The organism is Micromonospora arida, from assembly GCF_003857035.1.
In the GTDB taxonomy this organism is placed as follows: Bacteria; Actinomycetota; Actinomycetes; order Mycobacteriales; family Micromonosporaceae; genus Micromonospora; species Micromonospora arida.
The window spans coordinates 1-14,671 of the sequence record NZ_QGSY01000313.1; the positions used below are offsets into that span (position 1 = coordinate 1).

14 protein-coding genes are annotated in these 14,671 nt (G+C 71.2%); 7 read left to right on the forward strand and 7 right to left on the reverse strand.

Features of this window, described 5'->3' with window-relative positions; translation table 11 throughout:
• The 4 genes from DLJ58_RS31145 to DLJ58_RS31160 all read left to right on the forward strand — a co-directional run.
• Positions 1 to 215: DoxX family protein (locus tag DLJ58_RS31145; RefSeq protein ID WP_482805584.1), on the forward strand; the 215-nt coding region annotated here is incomplete at its 5' end.
• 25 nt (positions 216 to 240) lie between these two features.
• Entirely contained in the window at positions 241 to 723 is a 483-nt protein-coding gene (locus tag DLJ58_RS31150) for a MarR family winged helix-turn-helix transcriptional regulator (protein WP_124861988.1), read from the forward strand.
• Positions 717 to 2,450: an ABC transporter ATP-binding protein gene (locus DLJ58_RS31155; protein WP_124861991.1), complete on the forward strand. Its 1,734-nt coding sequence runs from the start codon at positions 717 to 719 to the stop codon at positions 2,448 to 2,450. Before DLJ58_RS31150 ends, DLJ58_RS31155 begins: the two co-directional genes overlap by 7 nt.
• A gap of 176 nt (positions 2,451 to 2,626) precedes the next feature.
• Positions 2,627 to 4,552, forward strand: coding sequence for an ABC transporter ATP-binding protein (locus tag DLJ58_RS31160; RefSeq protein ID WP_225855328.1), 1,926 nt, complete (start codon positions 2,627 to 2,629; stop codon positions 4,550 to 4,552).
• A 39-nt stretch (positions 4,553 to 4,591) separates the two neighbouring features.
• Here DLJ58_RS31160 and thrS read toward each other — a convergent pair whose 3' ends face one another.
• Positions 4,592 to 5,809, reverse strand: a complete 1,218-nt coding sequence (gene thrS, locus DLJ58_RS31165; protein WP_124861994.1) for a threonine--tRNA ligase — start codon at positions 5,807 to 5,809, stop codon at positions 4,592 to 4,594.
• Positions 5,810 to 6,317: 508 nt separating this feature from the next.
• On the opposite strand from thrS, the gene DLJ58_RS31170 reads away from it, so the two are divergent.
• On the forward strand, positions 6,318 to 6,938 hold the full coding sequence (locus DLJ58_RS31170; protein WP_124861997.1) for a DedA family protein: 621 nt from the start codon (positions 6,318 to 6,320) through the stop codon (positions 6,936 to 6,938).
• A 186-nt stretch (positions 6,939 to 7,124) separates the two neighbouring features.
• Positions 7,125 to 7,775, forward strand: coding sequence for a DUF998 domain-containing protein (locus tag DLJ58_RS31175; protein ID WP_124862000.1), 651 nt, complete (start codon positions 7,125 to 7,127; stop codon positions 7,773 to 7,775).
• A 40-nt stretch (positions 7,776 to 7,815) separates the two neighbouring features.
• Here DLJ58_RS31175 and DLJ58_RS31180 read toward each other — a convergent pair whose 3' ends face one another.
• A complete protein-coding gene (locus tag DLJ58_RS31180) occupies positions 7,816 to 9,219 on the reverse strand; it encodes an NAD(P)H-quinone dehydrogenase (protein WP_124862003.1) in 1,404 nt (467 codons plus the stop codon).
• A gap of 44 nt (positions 9,220 to 9,263) precedes the next feature.
• On the reverse strand, positions 9,264 to 10,472 hold the full coding sequence (locus tag DLJ58_RS31185) for an RNA-guided endonuclease InsQ/TnpB family protein (protein ID WP_124862006.1): 1,209 nt from the start codon (positions 10,470 to 10,472) through the stop codon (positions 9,264 to 9,266).
• Positions 10,473 to 10,642: 170 nt separating this feature from the next.
• Here DLJ58_RS31185 and DLJ58_RS31190 point away from each other — a divergent pair, with 170 nt between their 5' ends.
• Positions 10,643 to 11,098 carry a gamma-glutamylcyclotransferase family protein gene (locus DLJ58_RS31190; protein ID WP_091394460.1) on the forward strand — a complete coding sequence of 152 codons (456 nt, stop codon included), beginning with the start codon at positions 10,643 to 10,645 and terminating at the stop codon, positions 11,096 to 11,098.
• Positions 11,099 to 11,173: 75 nt separating this feature from the next.
• On the opposite strand, the gene DLJ58_RS31195 is transcribed toward DLJ58_RS31190, so the two are convergent.
• The 4 genes from DLJ58_RS31195 to DLJ58_RS31210 all read right to left on the reverse strand — a co-directional run bounded on the left by DLJ58_RS31195 (position 11,174) and on the right by DLJ58_RS31210 (position 14,645).
• The gene (locus DLJ58_RS31195; protein ID WP_124862008.1) at positions 11,174 to 12,133 is read right to left on the reverse strand and encodes a GNAT family N-acetyltransferase; all 960 of its coding nucleotides are present in this window, start codon (positions 12,131 to 12,133) and stop codon (positions 11,174 to 11,176) included.
• A gap of 61 nt (positions 12,134 to 12,194) precedes the next feature.
• Entirely contained in the window at positions 12,195 to 12,929 is a 735-nt protein-coding gene (locus DLJ58_RS31200) for an SCO6745 family protein (protein WP_124862011.1), read from the reverse strand.
• A 104-nt stretch (positions 12,930 to 13,033) separates the two neighbouring features.
• Positions 13,034 to 14,008, reverse strand: a complete 975-nt coding sequence (locus DLJ58_RS31205; RefSeq protein WP_124862014.1) for a hypothetical protein — start codon at positions 14,006 to 14,008, stop codon at positions 13,034 to 13,036.
• A gap of 4 nt (positions 14,009 to 14,012) precedes the next feature.
• Complete coding sequence (locus tag DLJ58_RS31210; RefSeq protein ID WP_124862017.1) at positions 14,013 to 14,645, reverse strand: MBL fold metallo-hydrolase; 633 nt, start codon at positions 14,643 to 14,645, stop codon at positions 14,013 to 14,015.
• Between the last annotated feature and the right edge of the window lie 26 nt (positions 14,646 to 14,671).

Here is a 14,671-nt window from a genome sequence, read left to right on the forward strand (position 1 = left end):
AGCTGGCCGGCGCGGTCGGCCTCCTGGTGCCGGCGACCGCGCGGGTGGCAGCGGCCGGGCTCGGCCTGCTCATGCTCGCCATGTTCCCGGCCAACGTCTCGGCCGCCCGCCGCAAACTGACCCTCGCCGGCCGCCCGGTCACCCCACTCGCACAGCGAACCGCCCTGCAGATCGTGTTCGTGGCCACCGCTGCGGCAATTTCGTTTGGCCCCTGACTATCAGGGGGCTAACCTACGTGTCGTGGAACTCGTGACCCTCCAGGACGTGCCGCTCGGCCGGCTGCTGGTGGTGGCCGGGCACCTGGTCGGGCAGCGGTGGAACCGCTACCTCGCCGAGGAGCACGGCCTCACCCAGGCCGGCATGATCACCCTGTTGACGCTCGCCCGACACGGCGAGCTACCGCACCGGGCGGTCGCCGAGAAGGGGTTCGTCCGGCCGGCGACCCTGACCGGCATCGTCGACACGCTCGAGCGCGACGGTCTGGTCGAGCGCCAGCGCGACGACAACGACCGACGCAGCATCCGACTCGCCATCACCCCCGCCGGGCGGGAACGGGTGGCCGCGCTCGGCGCGCTCATGCACTCCGGACGGCCCCTCACCTCGGTCGACGCCGACCCGGCGAAGGCCCAGGTGATCCGGGAGTTCCTGCTTGAGGTCATCGGCAGCGGAGACGACCCGCGGATGACCGGACGCCCTACCGAAACGAAGGACCCGGCGTGCTGATCCGACTCCTGCGCGGCCAACTGCGCACCTATCAGAGACCGTTGCTGGCGGTCGTGCTGCTCCAGTTCGTGGGCACCATGGCCTCGCTCTACCTGCCCAGCCTCAACGCGGACATCATCGACCAGGGTGTGGCCCGGGGCGACACCGATTACATCGTGCGCACCGGCGGCTGGATGCTGCTGGTCAGCCTCATCCAGATCGTCTGCTCGATCGCGGCGGTCTACCTCGGCGCTCGGGTCGCGATGGGCTTCGGCCGCGACGTACGCGCCGAACTGTTCGGGCACGTCAACCGCTTCTCCGCCCGCGAGGTGGCCCGGTTCGGTGCGCCGTCGCTGATCACCCGCAACACCAACGACGTGCAGCAGGTGCAGATGCTCGTGCTGATGAGCTGCACGATGCTCGTCGCCGCACCGATCATGAGCGTCGGCGGCGTGTTCATGGCGTTGCGTGAGGACGTCGGGCTCTCCTGGCTGATGCTGGTCAGCGTGCCGGTGCTGGCCATCGCCCTCGGCGCGATCATCCGTCGGATGGTGCCGGGCTTCCGGCTGATGCAGACCCGCATCGACACGGTCAACCGGGTGCTGCGGGAGCAGATCACCGGCATCCGGGTGGTCCGTGCGTTCGTCCGAGAGCCGTACGAGACGGACCGCTTCGGCGTCGCCAACGCCGACCTGACCGCGACCGCGCTGCGTACCGGTCGGTTGCTGGCGTTGATCTTCCCGGTGGTCATGCTGGTGCTGAACGTCTCCAGCGTGGCGGTGCTCTGGTTCGGCGCGCAGCGGGTGGACGCCGGCGCGATCCAGGTCGGCGCGCTCACCGCGTTCCTGCAGTACCTGATGCAGATCCTGATGGCGGTCATGATGGCCACCTTCATGCTGATGATGGTGCCGAGGGCGGCGGTCTGCGCCGAGCGGATCGTCGAGGTGCTGGACACCAACTCCTCGGTGGTCCCGGCCGCCGCGCCGGTCACCGAGCTGCCCACCCGAGCCGAGTTGGAGCTGCGCGGGGTGCGCTTCCAGTACCCGGGCGCGGTGGAGCCGGTGCTGCGCGACATCTCCTTCCGGGCGACCCCGGGCACCACCACGGCGATCATCGGCAGCACCGGCGCGGGCAAGACGACGCTGCTGTCGCTGATCCCCCGCCTGGTCGACGTCACCGACGGCGCGGTGCTGGTCGACGGGGTGGACGTGCGGGAGTTGGCGCCGGACGAGCTGTGGCGACGCATCGGCCTGGTGCCGCAGCGGCCGTACCTGTTCACCGGGACGGTCGCCAGCAACCTGCGCTACGGCAACCCGGACGCCACCGACGAGGAGCTGTGGACGGCGCTGGAGATCGCCCAGGCCCGGGACTTCGTGGCCCAGATGCCCGGCGGGCTGGACGCCCCGATCGCGCAGGGCGGCACCACCGTCTCCGGTGGGCAGCGGCAGCGCCTGGCCATCGCCCGGGCCCTGGTCCGGCAACCGGAGATCTACCTCTTCGACGACTCGTTCTCCGCGCTCGACCTGGGCACCGACGCGCGGCTGCGAGCGGCCCTGCGGCCGGTCACCGCGCAGGCAGCGGTGGTGATCGTGGCCCAACGGGTCTCCACGATCATCGACGCCGATCAGATCATCGTCCTGGAGAACGGAGGGGTCGTCGGAGTGGGACGACATGCTGAGTTGTTGGACACCTGCCCGACGTACGCCGAGATCGTGGCCTCGCAGCAGACGACGGAGGTGGCGGCATGAGCGAGCGTGACGAGCCGCGCACCGCGGCCGTACCCAGTCAGAAGCCGGCCGGCGACGGACGGACGCCGGATGAGACCGCGCAGCAACCCGGCGGGGAATCCGCGCCGGAGGCCGGCAGTGGCGCGCCGACGCCGAAGCGGCTGCCGCCCGGCCGTCAGGGCGGCGGCCCGGCGTGGATGAGCGCCGGGATGCCCGCCGAGAAGTCGATGAACTTCGGGCCGTCGGCCCGACGGCTGCTCGGCCGGCTGCGCTCGCACCGACTGCACCTGGCCGCGATCATCACGTTGGCCGTGGTGAGTGTCGGGTTCAGCGTGGCCGGGCCGAAGATCCTCGGCCACGCCACCGACCTGATCTTCACTGGGGTGATCGGTCGGCAACTGCCCGCCGGCACCACCGCCGAGCAGGCCGTCGCGGCGGCCCGGGCCAGCGGCAACGACAGCTTCGCCGACATGCTGGCAAGGATGGACGTGGTGCCCGGGGTGGGCATCGACTTCAGCGCCCTGAGTCGGGTGCTGCTGTTGGCGCTCGGGCTCTACCTCGCGGCGAGCCTGCTGTCCTGGTGGCAGGGTTGGCTGCTCAACGGGGTGGTCCAGCGCACCGTGCTGCGGCTGCGCGCCGAGGTGGAGGAGAAGCTCAACCGGCTGCCGCTGCCCTACTTCGACAGACAGCCGCGCGGTGAGTTGCTCAGCCGGGTCACCAACGACATCGACAACATCTCCACCAGCCTGCAGCAGACCCTCAGCCAGTTGCTGACCTCGCTGCTGACCGTCGTCGGCGTGCTGGCCGTGATGTTCTGGATCTCGCCGGTGCTGGCCCTGGTGGCCCTGGTCGCGGTGCCGTTGTCGGTGCTGGTCACCCAGCGCATCGCCAAGCGCTCGCAGAAGCAGTTCATCGCCCAGTGGACGCACACCGGCGAGTTGAACGGCCAGATCGAGGAGGCGTACACCGGTCATGAGCTGGTGAAGGTCTTCGGCCGGCAGCGTGAGGTCGAGGCCGCGTTCCACGCGAAGAACGAGGAGCTGTTCCGGGCCAGCTTCGGGGCGCAGTTCATCTCCGGGATCATCATGCCGTCGATGATGTTCATCGGAAACCTGAGCTACGTGGCGATCGCCGTGGTCGGCGGGCTGCGGGTCGCCTCCGGCACGATGAGCCTCGGTGACGTGCAGGCGTTCATCCAGTACTCCCGCCAGTTCACCCAGCCGCTCACCCAACTCGCCTCGATGGCCAACCTGCTCCAGTCCGGGGTGGCCTCGGCCGAGCGGGTCTTCGCGGTGCTCGACGCTGACGAGCAGACCCCCGACCCGGTCGCGCCGGCCCGGGTCACCGACCCGCACGGTCGGGTCGAGTTCGAGCACGTCTCGTTCCGCTACGAGCCGGACAAGCCGCTGATCGACGACCTGTCGCTGGTCGCCGAGCCCGGACACACCGTGGCCATCGTCGGCCCGACCGGCGCCGGCAAGACCACCCTGGTCAACCTGGTGATGCGGTTCTACGAACTGGACGCCGGCCGGATCACGCTCGACGGGGTGGACATCACCACGATGCGCCGCGACGACCTGCGCGGCCGGATCGGCATGGTGCTCCAGGACACCTGGCTGTTCGGCGGCACCATCCGGGACAACATCGCCTACGGGCGGCCGGACGCGACCGAGGAGGAGATCCTCGCCGCCGCCCGGGCCACCTTCGTGGACCGGTTCGTGCGCAGCCTGCCCGACGGCTACGACACCGTCATCGACGAGGAGGGCAGCAACGTCAGCGCCGGCGAGAAGCAGCTCATCACCATCGCGCGGGCGTTCCTCGCCGAGCCGTCACTGCTGATCCTCGACGAGGCCACCAGCTCGGTGGACACCCGCACCGAGGTGCTGCTGCAACGGGCGATGGCCGCGCTGCGCTCGGACCGGACCAGCTTCGTGATCGCGCACCGGCTCTCCACCATCCGCGACGCAGACCTGATCCTGATGATGGAGGACGGTCGGATCGTCGAGCAGGGCACCCACGAGCAGTTGCTCGCCGCCCAGGGCGCGTACCACCGGCTCTACCGCTCACAGTTCACCGGCGCGGTGGTCGACGAGGAACCGGCCGCCCAACCGGCGTCGGTCTGAGGTCGGGCGGCCGTGCGCGCGAGACGATCGGTGGGCGTGTCAGTCCGACGGCAGCAGGTCGGTCGCGCGGGCGTCGACCTGCCCGGCGATCAGGGCGAGAGCCGCGTCGGCGGGCATCGGGGCCAGGGCGCGGCCGCCGCGCAGGCGCAACGCGAGGTGCCCGTCGGCCACCTCCCGGGCACCCAACACCCCGAGATACGGGACGCGGCGGCGGGCCGCGTCCCGGACCCGGGCACCCAGCGAGCCGGCGGGGTCGACCTCGACCCGCAGGCCGGCGTCGCCCGCCCGTCGGGCCAGGTCGGCCGCCGCGTCGGCCTGGCCGTCGCCGACCGGCAGCAGCACCAACTGGACGGGCGCGTACCAGGCCGGGAACGCCCCCTCGTGCACCTCGATGAGGTACGCGAACAGCCGCTCCATGCTGCCGACCAGGCTGCGGTGCACCATGACCGGCCGACGACGGCTGCCGTCCGAGTCGGTGTACGACAGGTCGAACCGTTCCGGCTTGTCGAAGTCCAGTTGGATGGTGGAGATGGTCGACTCCCGGCCGGCGGCGTCCACGATCTGAATGTCGATCTTCGGACCGTAGAAGGCAGCCTCCCCCGGCGCCTCGACGTACTCCACCCCGGCCAGCCCCTCCCGGAGCAACTCCTCGGCGCGGGCCCACTGGGCGTCGTCGCCGACGTACTTCTCGCCCGGCCCGCGCAGCGACAGCCGGAACCCGGCCGGCCGGACACCGAGCGCGGCGTGCGCGGCACGGATCAGCCCGAGGATCTCGACGACCTCCGCGCCGACCTGCTCGGGGGCGCAGAAGGTGTGCGCGTCGTTGAGCGAGATGGCGCGGACCCGGGACAGCCCGCCGAGCACCCCGGAGCGCTCCGAGCGGTACATCCCGCCCAGCTCCGCGATCCGCAACGGCAACTCCCGGTAGGAACGGCCCCGCGCCCGGAAGACCAACGCGTGGTGCGGGCAGAGCGCCGGCCGGAGCACGAACTCGTCGTCGGCGCTCAGCCGCATCGGCGGGAACATGTCGTCGGCGAAGTAGCCGAGATGGCCGGAGAGTTCGAAGAGTTCCCGCTTGCCCAGAGGCGGCGAGTAGACGTGCTGATGGCCGGAGCGGCGCTCCAACTCCCGGACGTACTCTTCGACGGCGTGCCGGGCGGCGGCGCCGGCCGGCAGCCAGATCGGCAGGCCGGCACCGGCCAGCGGGTCGGAGACGAAGAGGTCCAGCTCACGGCCGAGCCTACGGTGGTCGATCATGTCGGGCTCCTGGATCGGGTACGACCCGGAGGCGACCTGAGCTCCGAACGGCGCGCTGCCCTCGGGGGCGGATCGCCCCGGGGCCTGGTCGACGGTGGTTACGTCAGAGCGGCGCGCCGGGGACACCCGGCGTCGTGGTCATCACTACCGCGCTGCGCATACGGCGACCGTACCCGCGCGACGATCGGGGATGCACCCGGATTTGCGGCGGAAGGGTGGGCCGCCGGCGCGGGACCCGCCGGCGGCCCTGGCGGCCGAATCGTCAGGAACGGGGGACCCGACGGGCGTGGCCGCGCCGACAACGGTACGCCGACGAACGGCGTTCTGCCGCCCGCCTCGAACGGGTGGAACAGCCTCCGAACCCGTCACCCGGCAGCGATCGGCCTCGTTGTAGCTGGGTGGCCCAGTCGTGTCGACGGTCACGACGGGCCGGGGCCGTCCACGGTGACGCCGGACACGACGTCAGGCTCAAGACACCCAATCGGCCGCATCCGGCGAGGTGGCAGGCGTGCCCGAACTTCTGACTGACGTCGCGTCGCCGACGTGGGCGTACCTGGTGCTGCTCGCGCTGCTGATCGCGGACGCCTTCGTGCCGGTGATCCCCACCCAGATCGTCATGATCACCAGTGGTGCGCTCACCGTCTACGGCGGGCTCAGCCTGCCGGTCACCATCGCCGTCGGCGCGCTCGGCGTATTCGCCGGCGACCTGGCCTGCTACCTGCTCGGGCGCAGCGCACCGGACCGGCGGCCACCCCGGCACGCCGAGCTGAGCCGTGCCCGCCGGGTGGCCAGCCGGGTCACCCAGGGGCTGCGACAACCCGGGCCGCTGGTCATCCTGCTCTGCCGGTTCGTGCCCGGCGGTCGGATGGCGGCCTGCTTCTCAGCCGGGCGTAGCCGCTACCCGTACCGCCTGTTCGTGCTCTACGAGGCCGTCGCCGCGCTGGGCTGGGCCACCTACGGCGCGCTGGTCGGGCACCTGGGCGGCACCGCACTCACCGAGTCGGCCTGGCGGCTGGCCATCATCGCCACCGCCGCGGCGGCCGGCTTCGCCGCGGCCGGGTGGGCGATGACAGTGGTCAGCGCCCGCCACGCCCGCGCCGCCGCCGCAGTCGACGTCCCCATCGACTGAGTGTCGCGCCCCAGCCTCCGCGATCTTGCACTTACTGTCCCGGCAATTGGGGCATGCCGCACATACGAACAACCGAAGATGCAAGATCGCGGCGGGTTGGCAACAGGCCTCTAGGGGTGGTCCCGGGGGTCGATTTCGGTGGCTGTCCCGGATTCGGCTGGGGTGCCTGCGGCGACAGGCTGAGGCATGCCTGTTACCCGGAGTACCGGCCTACTGGCCCTGGTCGGGATCGCCCTGGCGGCGCTGCTCACCGTGATCGGCCACCTCGAAGTCAACGACGACCTCAACCCCTGGGCGTTGACCATCAGCGACTTCGCGGTCTCCGACCGGGGTGGCGTCATCGACATCGCCATGGTGGTGCTCGCGCTCGCCACCGTGGCGTTGCTGTACGGACTACGCCGAGCCAGCCCACCCCGGCCGCGCTCCGGTCGAACGGTCGAGCTGCTGCTCGGCGCATGGGTGGGTGGGCTGCTGCTGGCCGCCGTGGTGCCGACGAACGAGCCGGGCACCGCCATGACCACCGCCGCCTACCTGCACCGGTACGCGTCGGTGATCGCCTTCCTGGCGTTGCCGGTCGCCGGTTGGTTGCTCGCCCGGCGACCCGACCTGACGCCCGCCGCCCGGACGCTACGCGCCCTGGTCCTGTTGAGCCTGGCCCTGGCGGCGGCGATGATCTGGTCCGCCTACCCCGGCGACCGGATGCTCATCGGCCTGGCCGAACGTCTCCTGATCCTCGCCGAGGTGGCGGTCCTGGTGACGGTAGCGACGAGCCTGACCCGGCCCGCACACGCCGATCATGGAGTTGTGGTGCCTCACAAAAGGGGTGTGGCAGCGTGAAACGGCCACCACGAGCCCATGATCGACGAGAACGGTTGGGTCACTCCAACTCGTGCAGCATGAGCTGGCGGGCCGCCTCGGTGATGGAGCCGGACAGCGACGGGTAGATGGTGATGGTCTGGGCCAGCTCGTTGACCGTGAGGTTGTTCTCCACCGCCATGGTGATGGGCAGGATCAGCTCGCTGGCCTTCGGAGCAACCACCACACCGCCGATCACCTGGCCGCTGGCGGGACGGCAGAACAGCTTCACGAAACCGTCGGAGAGGTCGTCCATCTTGGCCCGGGCGTTGCCGGACAGCGGCAGCATCACCTGCCGGGCCGGCACCTTGCCCGCGTCCACCTCGTCCTGCGAGACACCCACAGTGGCCAGCTCCGGGTCGGTGAAGACGTTCGCCGCGACGGTACGCAGCCGCAGCGGGCGGACCGCCTCGCCGAGCGCGTGCCACATGGCGATCCGGCCCTGCATGGCGGCGACGCTGGCCAGCAGCAGCACGCCGGTGCAGTCGCCGGCGGCGTAGATACCGGGCACGTTGGTCCGGGAGGCCCGGTCGACCGTCAGGTAGCCGCCCCGGCCCAGCTCCACCCCGTACTCGGTCAGACCCAGGTTCGCGGTGTTCGGGATGGAACCGACGGTGATCAGCGCGTGTGAGCCGGTCACCTTGCGGCCGTCGGAGAGCTCCACCTCGACGCCGTCGGCGGTACGCCGCACCGCGTCGGCCCGGGAGTTGTTGAGGATCTCCATGCCCCGGTTGCGGAACACCCGCTCGATGGCGGAGGCGGCGTCGGCGTCCTCGTGCGGCATCACCCGGTCCCGGCTGGAGACCAGGGTCACCTGGACCCCCATCGCCAGGTACGCGCTGGCGAACTCCGCGCCGGTCACACCGGACCCGACCACGATCAGGTGCTCGGGCAGCTCCGGTAGGTCGTACACCTGTCGCCAGGTCAGGATGCGCTCACCGTCCGGAACGGCGGTGGGCAGCTGACGGGGCGTCGAACCGGTGGCCACCAGCACGGTGGACGCGTCGATCGAGTACTCCGCGCCGCCGTCGGCGGGGGTGACGACGACCCGGTGGGTGTGCCCGAGGGAGTCCTCGCCGAGCCGGGCGGTGCCGGCCACGAAGGTGACCCCCGCCTTCAGCAGCTTGGCGTGGATGTCCGCGGACTGCGCCAGGGCCAGCCGCTTGACCCGCCCGTGCACCGCCCGCGCGTCGACGGTGACCGCCTCCAAGCCGTCCGAGTGCACCCCGAACTCCTCGGTGTCGCGGTAGCCGGTGACCACCCCCGAGCTGGCGATGAAGGTCTTCGACGGTACGCAGTCGGAGAGCACGCAGGCACCGCCGGCACCGTCGGCCTCCACCACTGTGACATCGGCGTCCAGCTGGGCGGCGACCAGTGCCGCCTCGTACCCGGCCGGCCCCCCGCCGATGATCACGATCCGGCTCACAGCTTTCGCCCTTCGTCCATGCTCACATTGACATCCTCCCGGCCTTAAGTGCCGGGATTTCCTACCCTTGCGGGTCGGATTTCCTGGTTCAACGCAGACAGCGCGAACGGTTGCCCGTCGCGTCTGACGTCGGCTCCGCAGGCGTTTCGACTCTCCACCAGTCCGGCGGCGAGCATGATGTTCCTAGCGGCGTTGACGTCCCGATCATGTCGGGTGCCGCAGCCCGGACACGCCCAATGGCGCGTGCCGAGAGAAAGTTTTGCGAGCAGGTTCCCGCAAACCGAACAGGTTTTGCTGCTCGGATACCAGCGATCGACTACCGCGACGGTACGTCCGTCACGGTGCGCCTTGTAGGTCAACATGCTCCGGAACTCAGCCCAACCTGTACGGGAGATCGCCTTCGCCAAGCTCCGGTTACGGACCATGTTAGCCACGGCGAGGTCTTCCACCGCAACGGCATCAAACCGGCGCACCAGATCGGTGCTGGCCTTGTGCAGGAAGTCTCGTCGCGCGTCCCGCACCCGAGAGTGGGCTCGGGCGACCTTCCGCTTAGCCTTGGCACGGTTCGCAGAGCCCTTCTCCTTGCGTGCCATCATCCGCTGATACCGCTTCAGGCGGCGTTCCCGCCGCTCCATGTGCTTGGGATGGGCAATGCGCTCCCCGGTGGAGAGCACCGCGAAGTCAGCCAGGCCGAGGTCAACGCCGACAACGTCGCCGGTCGACTCCGGCGCGGCGGGTGCCTCGACGTCGACGGCGAAGGTCACGAACCAACGGCCGTCGGGTTCGCGAGAAACCGTGACCATCGTCGGGTCGAGTTGAGTCACGTCGATGTCGGGCCACGACCAGACGAACGCGAGCACCCCCGGGGTCTTGCCCAAGCTGAGCTGCCCGTCGCGCATGCGGAACGCCGACCGGGTATAGGAGGCGGATTGCCGTCCGTGGCGAGACTTGTAGCGCGGATACCTGGCCCGCTTTTGAAAGAACGCGGTCATGGCGGTGTGTTGGTGACGCAGGGTCTGTTGCAACGGCACCGACGACACCTCGTTGAGGAAGGCCAGTTCCAGAAGCTTCTTCGCTTCGGTGAGCGCCCGGTCCGTCTCTGCGTACGAAGTGGGTTTGTGTTCGGCGTGCCAGCGGGCGTGGCGGGCGGCGAGTGTGCGGTTCCAGACGACACGCACACACCCGAAGGTGCGATTGAGTACCACCACCTGCCCCGGGGCCGGGTACGCCCGGCATTTATATGCCGTCCTCACGCGAAAATTTTACCAAAAAAGATGATCATGGCTGAGGCGGGTCCGCCATTTCCTTCCACCCTGAAAGCCCGAGCATCCTGGCGGCTTGTGTGGTGATTTCTTCTCCGGCGCGAAGTCGACACGCACTGTCGTATTCTCCCCCACCCGTCGGCCGGGCTATCGTCATCGCCGTGCGTCATCACGCCGCCTACGGCTCAAATCTCGACCCTGCCCGGATGCGCGCCTACTGTCCGCATTCGCCGATGGTTGGCACCGGCTGGCTGGAGGGCTGGCGGCTGACCTTCGCCGGGGCGGACGTGATCGGCTGGGAGGGTGCGGTGAGCACCCTGGTCGAGTCTCCCGGTGACCGGGTCTTCGTGGCGCTCTACGACATCCACCCCTACGACGCGGGCCAACTCGACGAGATCGAGGGGGTGACCGCCGGCACGTACCGCAAGCTGCACGTGCGGGTCTCCACCCTCGACGGCGACGTGACCGCGTGGATCTACGTCTTCAACGGGTACGAGGGTGGCCTGCCGACCTCGTGGTATCTGTCGGAGATCGCGAACGCCGCCGAGAAGGCGGGCGCCCCGGACGACTACGTCACCGAGTTGCGGGCCCGCCCCACCGGCACCGCCTCGCCGTAGCAGCGCGTATCGCACCCCACCAGTCTGCTACCGCTGTCGAGCGGAGCACCGGCCGGGCCGGACCGGGGTCGTCAATCACACACCGGCCGCCGGAACGGCAAGTTCGTACATGTCGGTCCACTGGGTCTCCCGCAGGCCCACCGACCGGTACAGCGACAGCGGGGCGGTCGGGTTGGTGAGGTCGACGCCCAGGCCGACCGCCCGTCGCCCCTTCTCGGCGTAGCGGGCGAAGGCGCGGCGCAGCAACGCCGCACCCACTCCCCTGCGCCGGTACGCGGACACCACCGACAGGCTCTTCACCCAGCCCGACTGCTGATCGAGCGCCTGGTCGGAGGACTGCAACGCGCCGACCGGCACCCCGTCCACCTCGGCGACGAACCACTCGTCCCAGGCGGTCAGGTCGCCGATCCGGGCCCGCCACCGCTCGTACGACAGCGGCTCGTGGTCCGGGGTGTCGCCGAAGGCGGCCTCGTAGATCCGGTGGAACTCCACCAGGTCGGCCTCGTCGTCCGGGCGGACCGGCCGCACCGTGACGGCCGATGGACCGGCCGGCTCGTCGGGCAGGTCGTCCAACGGCCGGCTCATCCGGACGTACCGCTTGACGAGGGTGAACCCGAGCCCGCGCAGGGCGTGTTCCCAGTCACGTTCCGGGGCGAAGACCGCGCAGCGGACGGTGAGCGACGGCAGCCCCCGCTCGGCAGCGCGCTCGGCGACCCGGTCCAGTTGGCGGAGCAGCAACGGCGCGCGGACGACGGCGGCCCGTACCGGATCGACGTAGACCTCCACGAACTCCCGACCCACGCCGGTCGGGTTGTCCACCGTCGCCCAGCCGACAACGGTGTCGTCCGGGTCGATGGCCAGCCAGGAGTCCCGGGTCGGGTCGAAGTGGGGGGCGGTCAGCGACGCCGCGACGTCCTCGGCGTCGAAGTCGGGATGGCCGATGGCGAAGGTGTCGGCGGCGTGCACCACAGCGAGGATCGCCGGCACGTCGTCGAGGGTGGGTCGGCGCGTCGTCCAACCAGCGGGAAGGGTCACGGCAGGACATCCTGGCAGCCGCTCGGCTGCGGCGCCGCCCATTTTTCGGCCGACGAAAGGCTCAGCCGAGGTCGGCCCGGGTGTGGTGCAGCAACTCCACCAACTCCGCGCCGTCGGCGGGCCCGAGGGCCGTGAACGCCGGCGCGGCCAGCCGGTTGGTCGCCGCCTCCGCCCAGAGCCGGCGGCGCACCAGCGGCCCGATCGGCGGGTACGGCGGCGGCCAGCCACAGGCCACCGCCCCGGCCTCGCCCTCCGGCCCGGCCAGCACGGCCTCCAGCGGGGTCATCCCGGCGGCACGTACCGCCAGCAGGTAGGCGCCGGTGAAGTGTTCCCGGAGCAGCCGCAGCCCGGCGGCGCTGCGAGCCCCGGGCGAGAGATCCGGAAGCGGCATGGCCCGCCACGCGGCGAAGAGCGGCATCCCACTGGCCTCCGCCGCCACCACGGCCCGCTCGACGAGCGCCGACAGGCGCTCGGTGCCGGGCAGGGGGCCGAGCTGCTGCGCCCCCCACCGGCAGCATTCGGCGAGGCTCGCGGCGGCCACCTCGAACGGCGGAACGACCCGGGCGGCGGCGTCCCAACCGTCGGCGACCGCGTCCGGGGCGATGAACCCGAGTGCGGCGGCGGCCGTCTCGGCCCGCACACCGCCGAGCGCGCCGGCCCGGCCGCTGATGTAGAAGGCCCAGCCGGAGACGCCGAGCAGTCGGGCCCGGCGCAACGTGGTCGGGTCCCGGCTGAAGGCGTCGCCCAGGTCGAGCACGACGGGCTTACTGGCGGCCGCGACCTGCTCCGGAGTCACCGCGCCGCCCCGCTCGGGCAACCCGACCCGGCGACCACGACCACGCCCCGACCCGGGGCCACTCGCCGTGTACGGCCCGAACACTCGTCGTCGTCCATCGATGGTCAGTCTGCCGCGCCACCGCCCGCGTCCGCATCCCCCTCTTCGGCCGCCAGTGCCTCGACCGCCGCCTCGACCTCGCCGGCGCGCCGCCGGGCCACGGTGACCGCCCGCTCGGCGGCACGCCGGGCGAGCTTGGCCCGGCTGAGGTCCTGCTCGGCGACCGCGCGCTGCCGCTCCAGCTCGGCCAGTTCGGCCTCAAGACGATCGAGTACGGCCGCACCGTCGCGCTCCTGCCCGGTCGCCTCGGTCAGCTCGGTCTCGGCCCGCTCCTGGTCGGCCTGGGCCTTCGCCAACTCCCGGTCCAGGGCGCGGCGCTGCCGGGCCCGCTCGGCTCGGGCCGCCCGCTGTGCGGCGCGTTCGGCCTGCTCGGCCGCCCGGTCCGTACGGGGTGCCGCCTCGGGACGGCCCCGTTGGGGGCCGGGTCGGCGGGCCGGGCGTTCCTCCTCACGTTCCTCGTCATCGCCGGTGACCAGCCGCAGTTGCGGCCGCGGCACCTCACCGAAGCCGGCGTAGCTGGCCGCCCGCAGCAGGCGGCCCGCCCGCACCTGCTCGGCGACCTCGACGTCGGAGAACGCGGCGTTCAGCGTCGCCTCCACCTCGGCCAGGGGCAGCCGGCTCGCCGGTGGCGCGTCCGGCTCGGCCGCGGCGAGCTTGCGAACCTCGGCGACCAGGGCGCCGACCACCGCCCGGCGCTGCGCGGACAACTCCCGCAGTCGGGGCCCACGCAACTCCCGCTGGGCGACTCGCAGAGCGTCGGCGAGCTGCACCAGATCGGCGACCAGTTCCGGGCGTCGGATGGCGAGCAGGTTCACCAACCAGGCGGCCACCGTCGGTCGACGCAGTCGGGCCAGTTGCCGGGCGGTGGTCGGGTCGCCGGCCCGGCGGGCCTCGGCCACAGCGGCATCCCGGGCGGCCACGAACCGGTCCGGTGGGGTGCGGTAGAGCTGCTGCACCAGCTCCGCGGAGAGGCCGGGCATCGGGTCAGACGTCCACCCGGCTACCGGGCTCCAGGCGCTGGTATTCGGTGCCGGACATCGCGGTGTACTGCCGGTCGAGCACGCCCAGCCCGTTGTCGTTGAGCAACGCGTCGTGCAGGGCGTACGCGCGCCGCGGTGCGACCGCGCGAATGAAGTCGACCACCTCGGAGAACTTGGACCAGGGCGCGTGGATCGGTGCGAAGAGCGTGTCGACGGGTGTCTCGTCGGGCACCACCAGGGAGTCTCCCGGGTGGTAGACCACGTCGTTGATCAGGTAACCGAGGTTGTCGACCACGGGGATGTCGGGGTGGATCACGGCGTGCCGCCCCCCGTACGCGCGCACCGCGACCCCGGCGGCGGTGAACGACTCACCGACGCTGACCGGGCGCAGCACGTCGGCCGCGTCGCCCAGGGTCTCGCCGAGTGAGGCGGGCCCGTGGATCGGGAAGGGCTGTCGGTCGAGTTGGAGGCGCACCGCTGCCAGGTCGAGGTGGTCGGGGTGTTCGTGGGTGATCAGCACCGCGTCCGCACCGTCCAGCGCCGCCGCGGCGTCGCTGAACACCCCGGGGTCGACGACGAGCACTCCCCCGTCGTGTTCCACCCGAAGGCAGGAGTGGGCGTACTTGGTGAGCCGCATCGTGACTCCTCGATTATCGAATCGTG